Consider the following 21,073-nt stretch of genomic DNA (forward strand, 5'->3'; position numbering starts at 1 on the left):
CTCAGAAGTGCGAGAGCTTGTCGCGCCGGTAGAGGTCGAGCGACAGCACCGTGTTCGGCGACCGCTGGCGGACCGCGTAGGCGATGGCGTCGGCGACCTCTATCGCCTCCGTCACTTCGCCCTCCTCGAACGACTCTTCGAGCGTCTCGCCGCTCTCGGAGCCGAACTCGGTCCGAACCTCGGTCGGGTTGACGCAGGTCACGCCGACGTTCTCCTCGCCGATGGACCCCTGCAGGCTCGACGCGAACCCGCGGACCCACCACTTCGTCGCGGCGTACACCGGGTTGTGCGGTCGCGGGTGGTTCCCGGACATGCTCCCGAGGAAGACGAGGTTCCCCTCGGACTCCACGAGATGCGGAATCGACTCTCTGGCCGTGTAGAACATCCCGTCGACGTTGACGCCGGTCATCAGGCGGTACTCCTCGTCGGTCAACTCCGCGACCGACTTGTCGATGCCGAGGCCGGCGTTGCAGACGACGATATCGAGCGAGCCGAACCGCTCGACGGTCGCGTCGACGAGCGCCCGGACCGCGTCGGAGTCGGTCACGTCCGTCGGCACGACGCTCACGACGGCGTCCGTCGCCTCGCGAATCTCGTCAGCGAGCGATTCCAGTCGTTCGACTCTGCGGGCGGCGAGACAGACGTCCGCGCCGTCCTCGGCGAGCACGCGCGCCGTCGCCGCGCCGATTCCCGAACTCGCACCCGTGACGAGCGCCGTGCGTCCGTCGAGTGGGTCTTCCATGGCGGTTGGTCGGTCGACCATACGCCGTGATTGTGACCCTGTTTCATACGTGTTTTCCCCGTGGCAATCCGGCGGCGGGCGCTTGGAACACGTTTATTAGACTCCCATCGATTGTCATCGTATGGCACGCATTGCGGTCACCGGAGCGGCTGGCAACGTCGGGAGAGTCACGGTCGAAGCGCTGGCTTCGGACCACGACGTGACGCCCATCACGCACCGCGAGCGCGAGGGACTCGACAGCGTCATCCTCGACGTGCGCGACGAAGACGCGCTGACGGAGGCGTTCGAGGGCCACGACATCGTCGTCCATCTCGCGGCCAACCCGAACCCCGACGCGGCGTGGGACAGCGTCTACGAGGTCAACATCGGCGGCACGTACAACGTCTACGAGGCGGCGTTGGCGGCCGATATCGACCGACTCGTCTTCGCCAGCACGAACCACGTCCACCAGATGTACAACATCGCGGACGCGACCCGGCCGGAGACGCTGGCCGCCGACGCCGAGGCGGTTCGGGTGTCTGACCCGCCGCGCCCCGACTCGTACTACGGCGTGAGCAAGGTGTTCGGCGAGGCGCTGGGCAACTACTACGCGGACCGACACGGGTTGGAAGTGCTCAATCTCCGCATCGGGTGGCTCCTGTCGGCCGACGAGGTCCGCGAGAAGATGGACGAAGAGGAGTCCGTCGCGCGCTACGTCCGCGCGATGTGGCTTAGTCCCCGCGACTGCGAGCAGGGGATGCGGCGGGCCGTCGAAGCGCCGCTTCCCGACTCACCGCTCGCTGTCAACCTCGTCTCGGCGAACGACGACCGGTATCTCTCGCTCACAGAGACGATGCGAACCATCGGCTATCGCCCGCGAGACAACTCGGCGACCGTCGTGGAGTGAGCGGCAGAGTTGGCTGAGGACGGGGTCGTTGGCTGAGCGACTGTGGGGTGACGCCCGGCGATACCGACGTACTGCGACTGCGAGACGGACGGTGTCGCGGGCGACGACGAGCGACCTCGCGCGGCGTCTAGTTCGACTCTCGAAAGTGCGTCCAGATGCTCGCTCGGTGGTTCTCGGGGCGAAACCCTCGCGAAACGTGTTGACGAGACCCCGTCCACTTTTATATCATCATCTAGCATCCACAACTTATATATGCGGGTATATAACATGGGTAATACATGGTCGAGCATGATAGTAGCGATGAACGTGTGAATCGTCGAAAATACCTGAAGGCCCTGACCGTGGGTGCGGCCGCTGGCATCGCGGGGTGTACCGGCGGTGGCGGAGCCGAGACGGAGGGCACCGAGAGCGGAAGCGGGGACAGTTCTGGCAGTTCCGGCGACGACACCGAGACCGGCGGGAGCAGTTCGGGCAGTACGTGGGACTCGCAACTCGAAGTGCTTCACGGCTGGGCCGGCGGCGACGGCGAGGCGGCGGTCACCGCGCTCATCGAGGCGTTCGAGGAGGAGTATCCCGAGATGGATACGAACTTCCAGGCGGTCGGCGCGAGCGCGAACGTGAACCTCAACGCGACGATTCTCCGGCGACTCGCGAACAACAACCCGATGAGTTCGTTCGCCAACTGGCCGGGGAAGAACCTCGAACGGTACTCGGGCGCGCTGATGGACCTCGAAGCGGACGTGTGGGACGCCGAAGGGTTCAAAGACACCATGCAGTCCCGCGCGGTCGAACTGTGTAAGTTCAACGACAAGATGCCGGCGGTCCCAATCGGCTCTCACCGGATGAACAACCTGTTTTACAACACCGCGGTGTTCGAGGAGGCCGGCATCGACGCGTCGAGCCTCGACAGCGTCGACGCGCTCCTCGACGCGCTCGAAGCCATCGACCAGAACACGGACGTGACGCCGATGGCGCAGGCGATGGTCGCGCCGTGGACGAACCTCCAACTCTGGGCGCAGATTCTGACGAGCCAGAGCGGTGTCGAGGCGTACACGAACTTCATCGAGGGCAACCCCGACAGGGCGGCCGTCGTCGAGGCGCTCGAAGCGCTGAAGACCATCAACGAGAACTACATCACCGCCGACGCCTCGTCCATCAGCTTCACGACGGCGGGGCAGAAGGTCATCTCGGGCAACGCGGCGACCATCCATCAGGGGAACTGGGTGTACGGGATGTTCCGCGCCGACGACAGCTTCAACTACAAAGAGCAGTGGGACTGGATACCGTTCCCGGGCACGGAAGGCATCTACTTCTACCACGTTGACTCCATCGTCGCGCCGAGCAACAACCCGAGCCGCGAGGAGACCATCGCGTGGCAGAAGTTCGTCGGCACGAAGAAGGCCCAAATCGCCTTCAACAACCCCAAGGGGTCGGTCCCGCTTCGCACCGACATCGACCCGAGCGAACTGACCGACTTCCTCGCGATGACCTACGAGGACCTCACCGACTCGGAGGCGTACCCGCCGACCATCGCCCACGGTCTCGCCGTCACGCCCAAGACGATGGGCGCGTGTAAGACCGCCTTCGGCGATAACTTCATGGGGCCGTTCAAGGTCGAAGCCACCGCCGACGCGCTCGTCGAAGCGGTCTCCGAGTAACGCTTCGGTCGAAACTACACCTTTATCATACACAAATAAAATATAGGTATATCGATGGCTACACACGATAACACGGAGCAGGTCACCGACACGACCGACGAGGCGGTCGGGTGGGAGTCGAAGCTCCGGTATTTCCTCAACAGCGACTTCGTTCGCTCCGCGCCGTACTGGGGAATCCCGTTCGTCCTCATGAGCATCGCCGTCTACGGTGGCATCGGCTACAACTTCGCCATCTCGTTTACGGACTACGAGGGCCTCGGGACCCCCGATTACTCCACGCTCGACTTGGAGATGTACACACAGGCGCTGTCGAGCGACGCGTTCATCTCCGCCGCGCAGAACAATCTGGTTCTCCTCGTCGGCTTCACGACTATCTGTCTGGTACTCGGCCTGTTCCTCGCGGTCCTGTTGGACCACGGCATCCGGTTTTCCGAGAAGTTCCAGACGGTCTATCTCCTCCCGATGAGCCTCTCGTTCGTCGTCACCGCGCAACTGTGGCTCTGGATGTTCAACGTCGAAAGCGGCATCCTCAACCTCGTCGTGACGACCCTCGGGTTCAACCCGGTAGACTGGCTCGGGAACCCATCCATCGCGCTCGGCGCGGTGATATTCGCCCTCATCTGGCAGTTCAGCGGGTACACGATGGTCGTCTACCTCGCGGGGCTCCAGTCGATTCCCGACGACCAGTTCGAGGCCGCCCGCGTCGACGGCGCGAGCATCATCCGGACCTACCTCCGCATCATCGTCCCGCAACTCAAGGAAGCGTCCGTCAGCGCGGCCGTCGTGCTGATGGTGTTCGCGCTGAAGGCGTTCACGTTCCTGTATGCGCTCGTCGGCCGGTACCGCCCGCCGAACGGGACGGACATCCTGGCGACGCTCATGGTGCGCCGCGCGTTCAAGTTCGGTGAGTGGGCCTACTCGGCCGCCATCGCCACCATGCTTCTCATCATGGCGCTCGGCGTCATCGGACCGTACCTCTACTACCAGTACAAACAGGGGAGTCTCTGACCATGTCACAGCCGTCATCCACAGGCAGTTTCGACGTCGCATCGCTCGTCGAGGACGTGAACCTCCGGCGCGTCGCCCAGTACGCGCTCGTCGTGTTCTTCCTCGGCTTTTTCCTCGTCCCGCTGGAGACGGGAATCATGACCGCCATCAAGACGAACGAGTCGGTCGCGCGCTCGCTCCCCTTCGCGCCGCCGGTCGGCGAGGGCTTCACCCTCGGGAACATCCAGTTCGCCCTCGAACAGCTCTCGGGGTCGTTCTTCAACTCGCTCATCATGTCGATTCCGGCGACCATCGGGAGCGTCCTGTTCGGGAGTATGGCCGCCTACGGCCTCACGATGGTCAACTGGCGGGCGCAGATGGGCATGCTGATGCTGTTCGTCGTCGGCGTCTTCGTCCCCTACCAGGCCGTGTTGGTCCCGCTCGCGCGCTTCTGGAACAACATCTTCCCGCTCGCGCGGATGCTAGAGCCGATGGTGGCGTCGATACCCTTCTTCCAGGGGTACCACGCCGAACTCGTGCCGCTCGTCATCACCCACATCGCCTACGGGATTCCCATCTGTACGATACTGTTCCGGTCGTACTACCAGAGCCTCCCGAACTCGCTCGTTGAGGCCGGGAAAATCGACGGCGCGAGCATCACGAAGATTTACCGGCGCGTCATCCTGCCCATCTCGAAGCCGATGTTCGGCGTCGTGTTCATCTACCAGTTCACGCAGATTTACAACGAGTTCCTCTTCGCGTTCACGCTCGTCACCGGGTCCGACGCGCCGGCGGCACCGGTCACGCTGGTGCTTCCCGCAATCGGGGCGTCGACCTCCGGCATCGACTTCGGTATCAGGATGTCCGCGGCGTTCCTCGCGGCGGTTCCGACGCTCATCCTGTACGTCGCGTTCGCCGAGCAGTTCGCGAAGGGACTTCGCACGGAGGCCTAACCCATGGGACAGATTCAACTCACCGGCCTGACGAAGCGCTTCGGCGACACGGTCGCCGTCGACGACCTCTCGCTCGACATCGACGACGAGGAGTTCCTCGTGCTCGTCGGTCCCTCGGGGTGCGGCAAATCGACGACGCTCCGGATGCTCGCCGGCTTGGAGACCCCGACCAGCGGGGACATCTACATCGGCGGGGACCACATGAACTACCGCGTCCCGCAGAACCGCGACATCGCGATGGTGTTCCAGGACTACGCGCTGTACCCCCACATGACCGTCCGGCAGAACATCCGGTTCGGACTCGAAGAAGAGGAGGGATACACGTCTGCGGAGCGCGACGAGCGCGTCGTCGAAGTCGCCGAGACGCTCGGCATCGCCGACCTGCTCGACCGCAAGCCCGACGAACTCTCCGGCGGCCAGCAACAGCGGGTCGCCCTCGGGCGTGCTATCGTGCGCGACCCCGAGGTGTTCCTGATGGACGAGCCGCTGTCCAACCTGGACGCCAAACTCCGGGCGGAGATGCGGACCGAACTCCAGAACCTGCAGGACCAGCTCGCGGTCACGACCGTCTACGTCACCCACAACCAGACCGAGGCGATGACGATGGCGGACCGCATCGCCGTCATGGACGGCGGCGAACTCCAGCAGGTGGCCTCACCCTTCGAGTGCTACCACGAGCCGAACAACCTGTTCGTCGCGGAGTTCATCGGCGAGCCGATGATAAACCTCGTCCGCGGGACGCGCTCGGAGACGGCGTTCGTCGGCGAGCACTTCTCGTACCCGCTCGACGCGGACGTGATGGAGTCCGTCGGCGACCGCGAGGACCTCGTCTTGGGGATTCGCCCCGAAGACATCGCGGTCGTCGACGCGACGACCGACGACACTCCCGCCGACGACGCCGCACTCGGCGACCACGAACTCCGGATGGACGTGACCGTCGTGGAGCCCCACGGCGACCAGAACGTCCTCCACCTCTCGCACCCGGACCAACCCTCTGCCGACGACGCATTGCAGGCTGTCACGGAGGGGATGCACCTCGTCACGCGGGGCGACCGCGTCACGGTGACGATTCCGCCGGACAAGATTCACGTGTTCGACGCGGAGACCGGAACCGCGGTACACAACCGCCGCCACGACCAGGAAGCCGACCGCACGCAACTCGAACAGTAGCCATGGCACGATTGACACTCGACGACGTAACGAAGGTGTACACCGACGACGGCGGCGACGACATCGTCGCCGTCGAAGAGATATCGCTCGACATCGACGACGGGGAGTTCCTCGTGCTCGTCGGTCCCTCGGGGTGTGGCAAATCGACGACGCTCCGGATGATGGCGGGGCTCGAAACCGTCACCGAGGGCGAACTCCGACTCGAAGAGCGCGTCCTCAACGACGTGTCCGCGCAGGACCGGGACATCGCGATGGTGTTCCAGTCGTACGCGCTGTACCCGCACAAGAGCGTCCGCGGGAACATGTCGTTCGGGCTCGAAGAATCGACCGACTTGCCGGACGACGAGATACGCCAGCAGGTCGAAACGACGACCGACATGCTCGGTATCTCCGACCTGCTCGACCGCAAGCCCGGACAGCTTTCGGGCGGCCAGCAACAGCGGGTCGCCCTCGGGCGCGCAATCGTGCGCGACCCCGAGGTGTTCCTGATGGACGAGCCGCTGTCCAACTTGGACGCCAAGCTCCGGGCGGAGATGCGCACCGAACTCCAGCGACTGCAGGAGGAACTCGGCGTCACGACCGTCTACGTCACCCACGACCAGACGGAGGCGATGACGATGGGCGACCGCGTCGCCGTCCTCGACGACGGCGAACTCCAGCAGGTCGGCACGCCGCTTGACTGCTACCACCGGCCGAGCAACCTGTTCGTCGCCGGCTTCATCGGCGAGCCGTCGATGAACTTCTTCCCCGGGTCGCTTTCGGGCGACACCTTCAGCGGCGACGGCTTCGACTACCCGCTTTCGGGCGCGACCAGAGACCAACTCGGCGACGCGGGCGGCCTCACGCTCGGCATCCGACCCGAGGACGTCGCGGTCGGCGAGCGGCGCTCCGGCGAGCGGACCTTCGACGCCGAGGTCGTCGTCGTCGAGCCGCAGGGGAACGAGAACACCGTCCACCTGCGGTTCGCCGACGGGGACGAGGGGCCCCAGTTCACCGCCACCACCACCGGGCGGTCGAGAGTCGAAGCGGGCGACCGGACGACCGTCACGTTCCCCGAAGACGCGATTCACCTGTTCGACGGGGAGACCGGCGACGCGCTGAAGAACCGAGAGCTCCCGTCGAACCGCGCCATCGACGCGTTCGTCTCGAACTGACCGGTCACTGCTTTCTGCTTTTCGTCCGCGGTTCGCGCGCCGCTCTCAGCCGTCGAGCTATCTGTGTCAGCGTAGCGACTGCGTCCGCGAGTCGCGTCGCTCCGGTATCGAACTTCAGCGAGTGAAAAAGCGGCCGCGGGGGACGCGCCGCGTGCCGAGAGACGTTCGCGTTTCTCGCTCGCGGTGGTGCGTCCGGGTTATGGGTGCATGTCAGGCGGTCGCGGCCGCTGTGGGACAGTCTCGCTCTCGGTGGCGGGTTACTCCTCGTCGAAGAGCGTCTCCCCTTCGACCATGTGTTCTCCGACGGCGTCGAGGTCGAGCGTCAGCCCGAGGCCGGGTTTTTCGGGAATCTCCATGCGACCGTTCTGAATCAGGTCGTCCTCCTCGACGAGGTCCTCCCACCAGCCGAGCTGGTAGGAGTGGTATTCGAGGGCAAGCGAGTTCGGGATGGCCGCGGCGACCTGCGCGGACGCCATCGTCCCGATGGGCGACGAGACGTTGTGCATCGCCACGGGGATGTAGTACATGTCCGCGAGGTCGGCAATCTTCCGCGTCTCGCGCATGCCGCCGACGCGGGGCAGGTCGGGCGCGATGATGTCCACCGCCTGCGGTTCGAGCAGGGTCCGCTGGCCGAACTTCCGGTAGACGTTCTCGCCGACCGCGATGGGCGTCGTCGTGGACTGGGTCACGAGCTTCTGCACGTCGTGGTTCTCCGGCGGGACGGGGTCTTCGAGCCACCACACGTCGTAGTCTTCCAACTCGGCGGCGAGGCGCTTTGCGCTCCCGCCGGTAAAGGACCAGTGGCAGTCGAACGCCACGTCCGCGCGGTCGCCGACGGCCTCGGTGACCGCCTCGACGATTTCGACCTTGTGGTCGATTTCGGGGTTGCGGAGGTGGCGGTTCGCGCGGTCCTTCTCGTGGCCCGAGGGCACGTCGAGGTCGAACTTGATGGCGTCGTAGCCGAGCTCCTCGACCACGCGGACGCCCTCCTCGGCGCAGGCCTGCGGATTGGCCTCGTCTTCGGTGTGGAGGTCGCAGTAGACGCGCACCTCGTCGCGGTACTTCCCGCCGACGAGCTGATAGGCGGGCACGTCGAGGAGCTTCCCGGCCGCGTCGTGAAGCGCGATTTCGATGCCCGAGATGGCGGAGATGACCTTGCCCGAAACCGAGCCCTCGCCGGACATCTTCTGGACGAGGTGCTCGTACAGGCGGTCGATGTCGAGGGGGTTCTCGCCGACGAGGAACGGTTTCATCCGCTCGATGATGGCGGTGTCACCGCCGCCCCAGTAGGCCTCGCCGGTGCCGACGACGCCCGCGTCGGTGTAGACGCGGACGAGAATCCACGGGTAGTTCCCGTCGACCATCGTCGTCTGTACGTCCGTGATTTCGGCGTCGCGGACGCCGCCTCGCGGATTCGTGATATCCATCGTCTCCGCGGACAGGTCGCGCATCGTGTACTCCGCGTTCGGGTCGCTAAGCTTCGCTTGCTCAACCATTGCGCACGTATATCTCGAAAGCCACTACAAAAGTGTGTGGGTCGGTAGTTCGTCGCTCACCCCGATGCACGCTCCCGAACTCCCCCCCGTCGACGACAGCCAACAAATGGTGACAACTTCGCAAGAATTGTATGTCGGAAGAGAGAACACACGACCGATGACGGAACCCAGTAAAAACTATGTCAACGGCGAGTGGGTGACCTCGGAGACCGGCGAGACGGCCGAGGTGACGAACCCCGCGAACCCGAGCGAGGTGGTCGCGACGTATCAGCACTCCAATGAGAACGACGCCGCCGCGGCCGTCGACGCCGCCGTCGCGGCCGAAGACGAGTGGCGAAACACGCCCGGTCCCGAGCGCGGACGCATCCTCCGCGAGGCGGGGACGCTCCTCGCCCAGCGCAAGGACGAACTGACGGAGATTCTCATCGCCGAGGAGGGGAAGGCGCGGCCCGAAGCGGCGGGCGAGGTACAGCGCGCAATCGACATCTTCCACTACTTCTCGACGAAGGCCGCCGACCTCGGCGGCGCGAGGAAGGGCGCGAGCGGGCCGAACACGAACCTCTACACGCGGCAGGAGCCGGTGGGCGTCGCGGCGCTCATCACGCCGTGGAACTACCCCATCGCCATCCCGGCGTGGAAGCTCGCTCCGGCGCTCGCCGCCGGCAACACCGTCGTCCTCAAGCCCGCCTCCATCGCGCCCGGCGTCGTCGTCGAAATCGCCCGCGCGCTCGACGAGGCCGGCCTCCCCGACGGCGTCCTCAACGTCGTCACCGGCCCCGGTAGCTCGGTCGGTAGCGAGTTCATCGCCAACGAGGGCACGGACCTCGTCTCCTTCACCGGGAGCAGTCAGGTCGGCGAGATGGTGTACGAGCAGGCCACAGACGCCGGCAAGCGCGTCCAGACCGAACTCGGCGGGAAGAACCCGACGCTCGTCGCCGACTCCGCGGACCCCGCCGAAGCCGCCGACATCGTCGCCAACGGCGGGTTCGGAACCACCGGCCAGTCGTGTACGGCCTGCTCCCGCGCCATCGTCCACGAGGACGTGTACGACGACTTCGTCGCCGAGCTCGTCGACCGCGCTGAGTCCCTCGACGTCGGTCCCGGCACCGACCACGAGATGGGCCCGCAGGTCAGCGAGTCCGAACTCGCCTCGACGCTCGAATACATCGACATCGCCGAGGGCGAGGGCGCGACGCTCGAAGCCGGCGGCGGCGTCCCCGAGGGCGAGGCAGTCGAAACGGGTCACTTCGTGGAGCCGACGGTGTTCACCGACGTCGACCCCGACATGCGCATCGCACAGGAGGAGGTCTTCGGCCCGGTCATCGCCGTCATCGAAGTGAGCGACTTCGACGAGGGGCTTGCGGTCGCGAACGGCGTCGACTACGGCCTGTCGGCCAGCGTCGTCACCGACGACCACACCGAGGCGAACCGCTTCGTCGACGAGGTCGAAGCCGGCGTGGTGAAGGTCAACGACAAGACGACCGGCCTCGAACTCCACGTCCCCTTCGGCGGGTTCAAGCGTTCCTCGTCGGAGACGTGGCGCGAACAGGGCGACGCCGGCCTCGACTTCTACACCATCGAGAAGACCGTCTACGACAACTACTGAGCCTCCCACCCGGTCGCCGACGGCGACCGTCTGCCATCGTCTCGTTCTTTTCTCTCCTCTCCTCTCCTCTCCTCTCCTCTCCTCTCCTCTCCTCTCCTCATCTGCCTCCCGTCACCATCACCTATCACCCGTCACCCGCGCTCTCACCCTGTCGATACTGTCGTCTCAGCCCATCCAAACCCAATTCTCTATAACAGAACGACATTCCGCGGACGACCGCAATCGAGATTACACCCGTAGCTGTGTAATGTACGGCGGCGGTCACACGACGAGAGCTCTGTTAACACGGCTCCGAATCGAGAATCTGAGGGGCTCGCGCCCCGTTCCGAGATAGCGAACGAGCGCGTTAGTAGTTGATGTTGAGTTCGACGACGTTCGCCGCGCTCAGGACGCGCTCGGGGAGCGCCCCGTGGAGGTCTTCGTCGCTGACTCGGCTGGCGGGCGCGGAGACGCTGATGGCCCCGAGCACCTCGCCGGACGACGATTTGATGGGTGCGGCGATACAGCGCAGGCCTTCGAGACGCTCGCCGTCGTCGATGGCGTAGCCGCGCTCGCGGACCGCTTCGAGCACCTCGAACAGCTCCTGCCGCGTGCCGATGCTCTTCGGCGTCTTCTGTTCGAGCCCGTGGCGCTCGATTATCTCGTCGACCCGAGACTCCGGGAGGTTCGCGAGAATCGCCTTCCCGAGCGCCGTCGTGTGCAGGTTCGTCCGCAGACCCGCGTAGGTGTCGAGGTCCACGGCGTCGTCGCCTTTCGCCCGCATCAGGTAGACGCCCATCCCCTGTTCTTCGACGAGGAGGTTGGCGAGTTCGCCCGTGTCGGCGGCGAGCGACTTGACCTCGGGTTCGGCGATTTGATACACCTCCATCGACTTCCGACTGTGGCCGCCGACTTCGAGGAACTTCAAGCCGACTCGGTAGTCGTCGCCGTCCTTGAGGACGTACCCGTGTTTCTGGAGCGTCGTCAGGTGGTTGTGCACCGCGCTTTTTCCCATCTGGAGGTCGCTGGCTAACTCCGTGACCCCACAGGGTCCTTTCTCCATCAGTTCCTCGACGAGCGCCAGCGTCTTCTCCGTGGTCCGGACCGGATGTTTGGCGTCCATGATTATTCGTTATCAAGTATCTGAATAAGTGTTCTGGTCGGGAGAACGGGGGGCCGTGAACGTGGAACGTCGTTTCGGCGGGACTCCCCGTCTGTCAAGCGACTGTTCTGCTTTCTGGCTGTTGTTCTGCAACCGAGCAATACTATGTGCGGTGCTCATTCGGTTTTCCCTATCTTACGTACTCGTCGTCTGTTCTCTATCTCTCGCCCGAAACGACGGTGTGTTCGGTTTCTCTAACTTGGGATTTTTGTTAACGCTTCCGAGGCGTCCAGAAGCTCGTCAATCTCGCTCGTCTCTGTGGCCGCTGTTTTCGTCTCGACGACCGGTCGTGACTGGCGGACGCCGACGCCCCGCCTTCTTCGGATAGTTGTTCGATGTGTACAATATGGCTCCCGTTTCCTCGCGGCTCAGTCCCACGGTTCGCACTCGTCGTGTCTCACGGCGTGGGACGAACGGGGACGCGGATGACGGGTGAGGAAGAGAGGAGAGGAGGGTCCACAACGGGCCGGCGTCGGTGACGAACCGCCGGCGGAGTCCACGGTCCGGCCTCCCGCCTCTCGGTTCAGTCGTCCGCCGTCCCCGTCTGACTCGCGTCGTCAGCTCTGTCGCCCGCGACTTCGGCGAGGGCGTTCGTCACCGTTCCGTGTTCGGCGGCGTGCGGACGACCGGGGGAGTCGTCGTAGCCGTAGTCGAAGATGCGGTTCCGGTTGAGACTGAGCTTCGTGAACTCCGGTCGGAGCATGTCGAACAGGTCGAACCGCGCTTGGAGTTCGGGGAACTGCGCCTGATAATCGAGAATCGCGCGTCGTGCGTGCGCCCAGAACTCTCGTTCGGCGTAGCCTTCGTGTTCTTCGAGCACGTCGGCGACGTACCGGAGGACGCAGACGAACAGCCCGGAGAAGATGAACTGACAGAGGCCCTCAGGCGGTTCCTTTCGGAGCACGTCGTGCACTTCGTCGGGAAGCGCCTCCAACTCCGGGAGCGACTGGTCGCTCACGTTCACGTCGTCCGCGAAGTCCTTGACCGCGAGTCGGGTGGGAACGCCGTCTTCGACGACGAGGATGGTGTTCTGGCCGTGCGGGGAGAACACGGTTCCGTAGCGGTAGAGGAAGTGCAACAGCGGCGGCAAGACGGTGTCGAAGAACTCGGCCAGCCACTCGTCGAGCGCGAGTCCCGACTGTTCGACCAGCCGCGAGACGAAGGGTTCGCCCGCGCCGTCGACGTGCATCAGCGACGAGAGCGTAATCGCCCGCTCGTCGTCTTCGAGGAACGTGTAGATGGACTCCCGCCAGACCGCGCCCAGCAGTTCGTGATACTGGTACGGCGAGCCGTCGATGTCGGTGAAGTCCGCGTGGTCGTAGTTGAGGCCCGCAATTTCGCCGGGGAGAATCAACCCCTGTTCCTGCAGGAAGTCGTCCCGCTCGTAGATGCCCTTGATGTACTCGGTGACCGTCGGCGCGAGTTCGGTCCGCTCGCCGGGAAGCCCCCGCCAGACCAGCGTGTTGAGAATCCGCATCGGCACCTTCACGTGGTGTTTCTCCGCGTCGTCGACGTTGACGAAGGTCCGGACCGACTGTTGCGGGAGGTACTCGTCCGGCCCCTCGCCGAGCGGGACGATGTCGCCGGCCGCGATGTGGTCGGGAAACAGCGGGACGACGCTGTGTTCCCACTGCCAGTCGTGGACCGGCATGAAGAAGTAGGCGTCCGGGTCGTACCCCTTCGCGTCGAGGCGACTTCGGAAGCGCCCGTAGTAGTCGCCGAGTTCGCCGCGGACGAGCGAGTCGTGGTCGACCCCCTCGGTCCCGACGAACGTCGCGCGTTCCTTGCGGACCGCCGCCCACGAGAGCGTCACGGGCGATTTGCGCTCCGGCGCGTACTGCTTGTAATCGTCGTACCCCCAGCCGAGCCGCCCCTTGTTGTACGTAATCCACGGGTGGCCCTCCATCTCGCCTTCGAGACGGGCGTAATCGAGGTCCGTCGGGTCGAACCCCTCTCGGTCCCGCTCCCGCGACTCGATGTGGGCGTCCGCGAGTAGCGTCCGCTTGTACTCGCGGACGAGGTTCCCCTCGGTGAGGCCGTCGAGGGCCGTCGTCTCACCGAGGTCGCGCAGGAGTCGAAGGGGGTCGCCGAGCGGTTTCCACGGCCCGTCGGTCCGCCGCTCGACCGTGTCGCCGTAGACGTGGAGGCTGTCCATCAGTCGGTCGGCGGCCTCGAACCGGTAGCTCGTCTCGCCGAGGTCGAACCGGTAGACGTGACGGTCGTCGCCGGCGTCGACCTTTCGCGGTTCGACGATTTCTTCGTAGGCGAACTCTTCGAGCATCTTCGTCAGGAGGCGGCGTTCGACCGTCTCCCAGACGTCTGCGTCCAGTGCGTCCCGTAGCGTGGTGTCGTTCGGATTCATGGGTATCGTCAGTCGTTCTGCGTCGGCGTGAGTCGCGTTTCGCTTCCGCCCGCGCGGGTCGCGTTCGGTGCGCGTTCGAGGAACTGCGCCACCGAGAAGTCCTGAAAGACCGTGTCGACGTCGTCGGGGTAGACCTCGCGCCCGACGAGTCGGTTGACGAACTTCGCGTTCCGGTAGCACCCGAGGCCGAGGTCCGGAACCCCGACGCCGTGGGTGTGGACCTCGGCGTTCTGGAGGAACACGTCTCCCGGCACGTCGACTGCGAGTCGGTGGTCTTCGGTCACTTCGAACCGGCCCTTCTCGTCCCACTCGATGGCGTCTTCCATCGGGTCGAGGAACTCGGGCATCGGCCGCTCGTAGCCCGTGCCGAGAATCACGACCTCGCTCTCGTGGACGAACGACTCCTCGGCCTGCCACTGGTGACAGTCGAGGGCGTACGCGTCGCCGACGGTCTCGATATCGCGGACCTCGGTCATCGCGAAGAGGCCGACGTCGGGGTCGCGCCCGCCGATGGAGCGCCGGTAGAGCAGGTCGTATATCTCGGCGCTCGTCTCCGGGTCGATGCCCTTGTACAGCAGGTCCTGATTCGGGATGAGGTCGTCTTTCACCGCCTGCGGGAGGTCGTAGACGTACCGCTCGTACTCGGGCGTGAAGTGCTGGAGGCCGAGCTTCGAGTACTCCATGGGGAAAAAGCCGTCCGAGCGAGTCAGCCAATCCAGCCGGTAGCCGTGGTCGGGCTGGCGCTCCAAGAGGTCTTGGAACACCTCGGCGGCGCTCTGTCCGGACCCGACGACGGTGACCGTGTCCGCGTCCACGACGCGCTCGCGGTTGTGCCGATACCGCGCCGTGTGGAACACGTCATCGTCCGGGTGCCCGCGGAGGTGTTCGGGGACGTGCGGCCGAGAGCCGATTCCGAGCGCGAGGTTCTCGGCGCGGTACTCGGAGCGCTCGCCGGTCTCCGGGTTCCGCGCGGTGACCGCGTAGCACTCCTCGCGTTCGTCCCAGCGAACGTCGGTGACCTCGCGGCTGAACCGGCAGGCGTCGAGTCGGCCGACCACCCATCGGAGGTAGTCGTTGTACTCCCGCCGGGGAATCTGGAACGTCTCGTAGAAGTAGAACTCGTAGATGCGGCCGGTCTCCCGCAGGTAGTTGAGGTAGCTGTGGGGACTCGTCGGGTCGGCGAGCGTCACGAGGTCCGCGAGGAACGGGACCTCCAGCGTCGTCCCCTCGATGAGCATCCCCTCGTGCCACGCGAACTCGGCGTCCCGTTCGAGGAACGCCGCGTCAACGTCCTCGGGCGCGCCGTCGAGCAGGGCGGCCAGTCCGAGGTTGAACGGGCCGAGACCGATTCCGACCACGTCGTGGACGTGCGACTCGCTCATCGGCTCACCTCCGCCTCCGCGTTCTCGGCCACCGCGTCGAAGAAGCGGTCGCGCTCGCAGTGCATCAACACGGCCTCCTTGTCCGGGAGGTCGATACGTTTCTGCGCCTCGTAGCCGCACCGCTCGAAGACGTGGATGACCCGCTCGTTTCGCACGTCGGGTTCGCTGACGACGCGGGTCGCGTCGGTCGCGCGGAACTGAAACGCCGTCATCGCCCGCAAGAGCGGTATCGAGTAGCCGTGGCCGAGATACTCCGGCGGCCCGATGAGCAGGTGGACGCCCCGGTCTTCGGGGGCGGCGTCGTAGCACTCGGCGACGACGTCGTCGGCCGCCCGGTACGCCTCCCAGTAGCTCATCGGCGTGTGGTCGAGCAGGCCGACGTACGGCGTCAGATGGTCGTCGGCCAGCTTCTCGTCGATTTTCGCCCGAAACGCCGGCTTCGGGAGGTCGAGTTGCCAGTACGGCTTCACGTGGTCGGAGCCGAGCCACGCGTGAAGCCGGTCGGAGTCCAGCGCCGGGTCGACTTCCGCGAAGGCGATGGTCCGGTCGATGGGCTCGTCGCGGACGCGGTAGGCGTACTCGCGGCCCCCGTCGTCGGTCGCCGAGTCCGCCGCGGCGTTTGCCGACGCGTCGGTCATGGCGCTGGCACCTCCAGTTCCGTGACCAGCGGATTGTCGATGTCGGCGTACACCGACTGGTTCGCCAGCGACCCCTCCAGTTCGTCCATGTCGTGGAACCGCGTGAGCAGGTTCGCCTTGCAGGGAATCGTCGCTTGGGTGAGGAGGTCGTCGAGAAGCGACGACGACGGCCGGTCGTACCGGCGGAGCGATTCGAGCTCCTCGCGGAGGACGCCCAAGAGGCGTCGCTCGTCGACCAGTCCGGCCGTGCCGAAGGCGTTGACGAGGCCGAAGGCGTTGTTGATGACGACGTAGTACCGGATGCGCTCGTCGGCGACGGCGTCCGGGCAGACGGTGTCGGCGCGCTCGCCGATGCCGGGAAGGAGCGCGTCCACCTCGTCGTACATCGACTCGGGGAGGTAGTAGCCCTGATTGTCGCGGTAGCGGAACGTCTCGGGATAGCCGCCGTCGAGCGTCAGCACGCTGTTCTGCTGGTGGGCCTCGACGCCCAGTCCGCGTTCGAGATACAGCCACAGCACCGGCCGAACCGACAGTTCGAGGTACTGGCGGAACCAGTCTTCTGCGACCGCGTCGGTCGGCCGCCCCTCGTGGTCGGCGATGCCCTCCACGAGCGTCGCCAGCCGGGACGACCCGTCGCCGAGGTGGTCCTGACAGAGGCCGACCACGGGCGTCGCGTTCGCCGCCGCGTTGCCGCGGAAGGGGTTCTCGCGGAGGACGGTCTCGAAGCCGGACTCGCCGTTTCCGAGGTCGACCGTCAGGTACGCCGGGTCGCGGACGACGTCGAACGCCGGGAACCGCGCTTCGAGGTCGTCGCCGAGTTCGGTGTCCAGCAGTTCGGTGACGGCGACGCCGCGCTCCAGTTCGGGCAGTTTGTTCGTCCGCTCGGAGTTGGTGATTTTGACGTTCAGCGACGCCTTGACCATGAACGGCGAGTCGGGGGCGTACAGGGTCCGCACCGACGAGGTCGGGTAGAACTCCCGGCCGACTTGGCCGACGTATTCGAGACCGTCGCCGAGGTGCTCCCGCACCTCTGGTTGCCCGCGGAGGTAGTCCGCCTGCCACGGGTGGACGGGAATCAGCACCCTGTCGCTATCGACGCGTTCGGCGACGAACGACTCGGGGACCGAGCCGTCCGCGCGGAGGGCCGACGCGACCCACTCGGCCGCCGACTCCCCGCGAGTGGAGTCCTGCGAGACGAGCTCGGGGTCGGCGCTGAAGTACGCCAGCGGGAACGACCCGCGGAGTTCGGGCGCGTAGGTCCGCGACTCGTGGGCCGGGATGCCCTGTCTGCTCTTGGGCGTCGGGTGGAGCGGGTGGCCGAAGACGAGCGACTGCTCGGCGTCGCGGAAGGAGGTGTCGAAGCCGTACAGTCGCTCCTCGTCGCCGCGGCGGCCCTCGACGAACCGCTCGATGTTCTGACAGCTCTTGACGACCCGCAGGAGGAGTTCGTCGGCCGCGCCGGTGTCGTCGCGGTCGAGCCTGAGTTCGGTCGTGACGAGGGTCACGAGCACCGTGTAGTCGAGGGGGAACGTCTCGCCGTCGGGGAGTCGGTAGACGCCGGGCAGGTCGAACAGGTGGCGGTCCGTCGGCGACCGGTACGAAAGCGGGACGTAGAGGTCCACGCCCTGCCGGGAAAGCGGCGCGTGGACGACTTCCTCGGCGTCCGTCTCGACCGGCGCGTCCCCGGCTGGAACGACGGCGTAGTCGCCGGTCTCCCGGAGGTAGCAGTTCAGGAAGCTGTGTATCGTCGCTGACTCGGCTGTGTCGTTCGGATTCATGCGTGTCGGTCGTCGGTCGTCGTTTCGAGTTCGGTTCCGCGAGTCGAGACCTCGCGCAGGAGGGCTCGGAGGTCCTCGCGCGTCGTTCGGGGGTTCAGGAGGGTCAGCTTCAGGCACGTCTCGCCGTCGACGGTGGTCCGGGCGACCACGGCCTCGCCGTCGTCGAGGAGGGAATCGCGGATGGCCTCGTTCAGGTCGTCGGCGTTCGGGTCGGCACTCGGTTCGTCGGCCGGGCCGTCGGCCGGATCGTCGCCGTCTCGTCCGCGGTCGGGGACGTACCGGAAGACGACGACGTTCAGGTCGGAGTCGTGGACGAGTCGGAGGTCGGGGTCGGCCTCGACGAGCCTCGCGGCGTCGTCGGCGAGGTCGATGGTGTACTCGACCATCGACGCCAGCCCCTCGCGGCCGAGCGCCTGCATCGTCACGAAGGGTTTGAGCGCGTCGAACCGCCGGGTGGTCTGGACCGACTTCGAGACGAGGTTCGGCACGCCCGCGTCGTCGTCGCGCTCGGGGTTCAGGTAGGCCGCGTTGCGGTCGATGAGGTCGTACGCCGACGCGTCGCGGACGAGGACCGCGCCACAGCTAATCGGCTGGTAGAACAGCTTGTGGAAGTCGACCGCGACGGAGTCCGCGGCCTCGATACCGGCGAGTTTGTCGGCGTGGTCGTCGCTCAGGGCGAGCGCGCCGCCCCACGCGGCGTCGACGTGGTACCAGCAGTCGAGTTCGGCCGCGCGGTCGGCCAGCGGGCCTAACGGGTCGATGCTTCCGAAGTCCGTCGTCCCCGCGGTGGCGACGATTGCGAACGGGCGTTTCCCGCGCTCGCGGAGGTCCGCGACCGCCCCGTCGAACGCTTCCATCGACAGGCGGCGGTCGTCGTCGGTCGGGACGGTGACGACGGCGTTCTCGCCGAGACCGAGGTGCGAGGCCGCCTGCGTGGCGGTGAAGTGGGCGTCGGCCGAACAGAGGATGCGCAGGTCCCGCGCTTCCGGCGGGAGGCCCGCCTGTTGTACGTCGACGCCGTACTCCTCAAGGACGACCCTGTTGCGCGCGAGGAGCAGGCCGACGAAGTTCGACTGCGTGCCGCCGCTCGTGAACACGCCGTCGCCGTCCTCGTAGCCGAACAGGTCGCACAGTTCCCCGACGAACCGCCGTTCGAGTTGCGTCGCGGCGGGGCTCTGGTCCCACGAGTCCATCGACTGGTTCATCGCGGTCAAAAGCACCTCGGCCGCGAGCGCCGGAATCGTCGGCGGGCACTGGAGGTGCGCGACGCAGGTCGGGTCCGAGACGCCGACCGAGTTCCGCAGAATCGGCTCGGTGCGGTCGAGCGCCGCGGCCACGCCGTCGCCCTCGTGGGGCAACATCTCGAACCGGGCGAGCGCGTCGTCGAGTTCCTCGGGCGTCGCCCCCGAGTACGGCGTCGCCTCCTCGGCGAACTCGTCGAGGACGAGGTCGCGCGCTCGCCGAATCGCGTCGCGGTAGCGCGCCCGGTCGTCGTCGTCGCCGCTCAGGAACCACTTCGCGGCGTCCGGTCGCGGGTCGCGGCGCTCGCCGACGCCGTCGACGCCGCCGACGCCGTTCATGCGGCGACCTCCCGGCGACCGCCGGCGTCGACTTCCTCGATTGCGGCCTCCACGGCGTCCGCGAAGATGCTCCCGATGGCGTCCACGTCGCTCGGGGTGACGACGAGCGGCGGGAGGAACCGCACGACGCTCCCGTGGCGGCCGCCGAGCTCGACGATGAGGCCGCGGTCGAAACACGCCGCGCGGACGGCGTCGGCGAGGTCCGGATGCGCCGGGAAGCGCCCGCAGGTGTCGGGCTCGCCCGCGGGGTCGACGAGTTCGACGCCGAGCATCAGCCCGCGACCGCGCACGTCACCGACGGCGTCGTGAGCGCGCTTCGTCGCGTCGAGGTGGCCGCGGAGTCGGTCGCCCATGCGCGCGGCGTGGTCGTCGAGGTCGTGTTCGAGCACGTGTTCGATGGTGGCGATGCCGGCGGCCATGGCGAGTTGGTTCCCCCGGAAGGTGCCGGCGTGCGCGCCCGGCTCCCAGACGTCGAGCGACTCGTCGTAGACGACGACCGAAAGCGGGAGCGACCCGCCGATGGCCTTCGAGAGCGTGACCGCGTCGGGGACGATGTCGGCGTGTTCGAAGGCGTACAGCTCGCCGGTCCGCCCGAGGCCGGTCTGAATCTCGTCGACGACGAGCGGGATGTCGCGCTCGCGGGTCATCCGCCGAATCTCACGGGTCCAGTCGTCGGGCGCGGGAATCGCGCCGCCCTCGCCCTGCACGAGTTCGACCACCATCCCCGCGGGCTCGGTGATGCCGCTTTCGGGGTCGTCGAGGGTGCGCTCGACGTAGCGGGCGGCGAGTTCGCGGCACTCGTCGCCGCCGACGCCGAACGGACACCGGTACTCGTACGGATACGGCAGGTGGTGTACGTCGGGCATCAGGCCGGGGACGTTCTCCTTCGGGTCGGTGTCGCCCATCAGGCTCAGCGCGCCGTTGGTCATCCCGTGGTAGCCGCCCTGAAACCCGAGGACGCTCCGGTTGCCCGTCGCGGTTTTGACGAGCTTGAGCGCGGCTTCGACGGCGTCGGTCCCGGCGGGGCTACAGAACTGCACCCGCGCGTTCTCGGCGAACTCGTCGGGGAGGCTGTCGAACAGCGTGTCGACGAACCGCTCCTTGACGGGGGTCGTGATGTCGAGTGTGTGGAGTGGGCGGTCCTCCGCGAGGACGCGCTCCATCGCCTCGACCACCCTCGGGTGGTTGTGGCCGAGCGCGAGCGTGCCGGCCCCTGCGAGACAGTCGTAGTACTCCTCGCCGTCCATGTCGGTGACGGTGACGCCCGAGGCCTCCCGTATCGCGTGCGGGAGGTGTCGGGGATAGGTCCGTGCACTCGACTCGCGGGCGGCCTGCTGTTCGAGCAACGCCTCGTTGCCGGCCGTCGGGTCGGTCATCGCGCTTCCCTCCGTTGATTCGTCGTCGGTCTGTCGCTGTCGAGCATCAGATTTTAGGTTGGCCTAAAAATACAAAAGTTTTACTACAATCATATTTTTAGTGAAAATATCTGGGTGGTGCGGTCGCTCGTCGGCCGTGGCGACCGACTCGCGGCGACCGACTC

General features: G+C 66.2%; 15 protein-coding genes and 1 pseudogene. 7 read left to right on the top strand and 9 right to left on the bottom strand.

Annotation, left to right across the window (positions count from 1 at the left end; genetic code table 11):
* Position 1: 1 nt before the first annotated feature.
* A complete protein-coding gene (locus C438_RS06230; protein ID WP_004968473.1) occupies positions 2-742 on the bottom strand; it encodes an SDR family oxidoreductase in 741 nt (246 codons plus the stop codon).
* A 121-nt stretch (positions 743-863) separates the two neighbouring features.
* Here C438_RS06230 and C438_RS06235 point away from each other — a divergent pair, with 121 nt between their 5' ends.
* The 6 genes from C438_RS06235 to xacK all read left to right on the top strand — a co-directional run bounded on the left by C438_RS06235 (position 864) and on the right by xacK (position 7,550).
* A complete protein-coding gene (locus C438_RS06235; protein WP_004968474.1) occupies positions 864-1,628 on the top strand; it encodes an NAD-dependent epimerase/dehydratase family protein in 765 nt (254 codons plus the stop codon).
* 341 nt (positions 1,629-1,969) lie between these two features.
* Positions 1,970-3,286, top strand: coding sequence for an ABC transporter substrate-binding protein (locus tag C438_RS06240; protein WP_004968475.1), 1,317 nt, complete (start codon positions 1,970-1,972; stop codon positions 3,284-3,286).
* Positions 3,287-3,340: 54 nt separating this feature from the next.
* A complete protein-coding gene (gene xacH, locus C438_RS06245; protein WP_004968476.1) occupies positions 3,341-4,294 on the top strand; it encodes a xylose/arabinose ABC transporter permease XacH in 954 nt (317 codons plus the stop codon).
* Positions 4,295-4,296: 2 nt separating this feature from the next.
* The gene (xacI, locus tag C438_RS06250; RefSeq protein WP_049917792.1) at positions 4,297-5,226 is read left to right on the top strand and encodes a xylose/arabinose ABC transporter permease XacI; all 930 of its coding nucleotides are present in this window, start codon (positions 4,297-4,299) and stop codon (positions 5,224-5,226) included.
* A 3-nt stretch (positions 5,227-5,229) separates the two neighbouring features.
* Positions 5,230-6,396 carry a xylose/arabinose ABC transporter ATP-binding protein XacJ gene (xacJ, locus tag C438_RS06255; RefSeq protein WP_004968478.1) on the top strand — a complete coding sequence of 389 codons (1,167 nt, stop codon included), beginning with the start codon at positions 5,230-5,232 and terminating at the stop codon, positions 6,394-6,396.
* A gap of 2 nt (positions 6,397-6,398) precedes the next feature.
* The gene (gene xacK / locus C438_RS06260; RefSeq protein ID WP_049917793.1) at positions 6,399-7,550 is read left to right on the top strand and encodes a xylose/arabinose ABC transporter ATP-binding protein XacK; all 1,152 of its coding nucleotides are present in this window, start codon (positions 6,399-6,401) and stop codon (positions 7,548-7,550) included.
* A gap of 257 nt (positions 7,551-7,807) precedes the next feature.
* Here the strand turns inward: xacK and C438_RS06265 are convergent, their stop codons facing one another.
* A complete protein-coding gene (locus C438_RS06265) occupies positions 7,808-9,046 on the bottom strand; it encodes a xylonate dehydratase (RefSeq protein ID WP_049917794.1) in 1,239 nt (412 codons plus the stop codon).
* Positions 9,047-9,203: 157 nt separating this feature from the next.
* Here C438_RS06265 and xacF point away from each other — a divergent pair, with 157 nt between their 5' ends.
* Positions 9,204-10,652: a 2,5-dioxovalerate dehydrogenase gene (gene xacF, locus C438_RS06270; RefSeq protein ID WP_004968481.1), complete on the top strand. Its 1,449-nt coding sequence runs from the start codon at positions 9,204-9,206 to the stop codon at positions 10,650-10,652.
* A 346-nt stretch (positions 10,653-10,998) separates the two neighbouring features.
* Here xacF and xacR read toward each other — a convergent pair whose 3' ends face one another.
* The 7 genes and pseudogenes from xacR to C438_RS06305 form a co-directional block, all read right to left on the bottom strand.
* Entirely contained in the window at positions 10,999-11,754 is a 756-nt protein-coding gene (gene xacR, locus C438_RS06275; protein ID WP_004968482.1) for an HTH-type transcriptional regulator XacR, read from the bottom strand.
* Positions 11,755-12,316: 562 nt separating this feature from the next.
* A complete protein-coding gene (locus tag C438_RS06280; protein WP_004968483.1) occupies positions 12,317-14,155 on the bottom strand; it encodes an IucA/IucC family protein in 1,839 nt (612 codons plus the stop codon).
* An 8-nt stretch (positions 14,156-14,163) separates the two neighbouring features.
* Positions 14,164-15,537, bottom strand: a complete 1,374-nt coding sequence (locus tag C438_RS06285) for a lysine N(6)-hydroxylase/L-ornithine N(5)-oxygenase family protein (RefSeq protein WP_004968484.1) — start codon at positions 15,535-15,537, stop codon at positions 14,164-14,166.
* Positions 15,534-16,175, bottom strand: coding sequence for a GNAT family N-acetyltransferase (locus C438_RS06290; RefSeq protein ID WP_004968485.1), 642 nt, complete (start codon positions 16,173-16,175; stop codon positions 15,534-15,536). Before C438_RS06290 ends, C438_RS06285 begins: the two co-directional genes overlap by 4 nt.
* Positions 16,172-17,953: an IucA/IucC family protein gene (locus C438_RS06295; RefSeq protein WP_004968486.1), complete on the bottom strand. Its 1,782-nt coding sequence runs from the start codon at positions 17,951-17,953 to the stop codon at positions 16,172-16,174. Before C438_RS06295 ends, C438_RS06290 begins: the two co-directional genes overlap by 4 nt.
* Positions 17,950-19,533, bottom strand: coding sequence for a pyridoxal phosphate-dependent decarboxylase family protein (locus C438_RS06300; protein ID WP_004968487.1), 1,584 nt, complete (start codon positions 19,531-19,533; stop codon positions 17,950-17,952). The genes C438_RS06295 and C438_RS06300 overlap by 4 nt, the downstream gene beginning before the upstream one ends.
* Positions 19,530-20,933 (bottom strand): annotated as a pseudogene (locus C438_RS06305) (diaminobutyrate--2-oxoglutarate transaminase); the annotation flags it as partial. The gene C438_RS06300 and the pseudogene C438_RS06305, both read right to left, overlap by 4 nt.
* Between the last annotated feature and the right edge of the window lie 140 nt (positions 20,934-21,073).

Source organism: Haloferax denitrificans ATCC 35960 (assembly GCF_000337795.1).
In the GTDB taxonomy this organism is placed as follows: domain Archaea; phylum Halobacteriota; class Halobacteria; order Halobacteriales; family Haloferacaceae; genus Haloferax; species Haloferax denitrificans.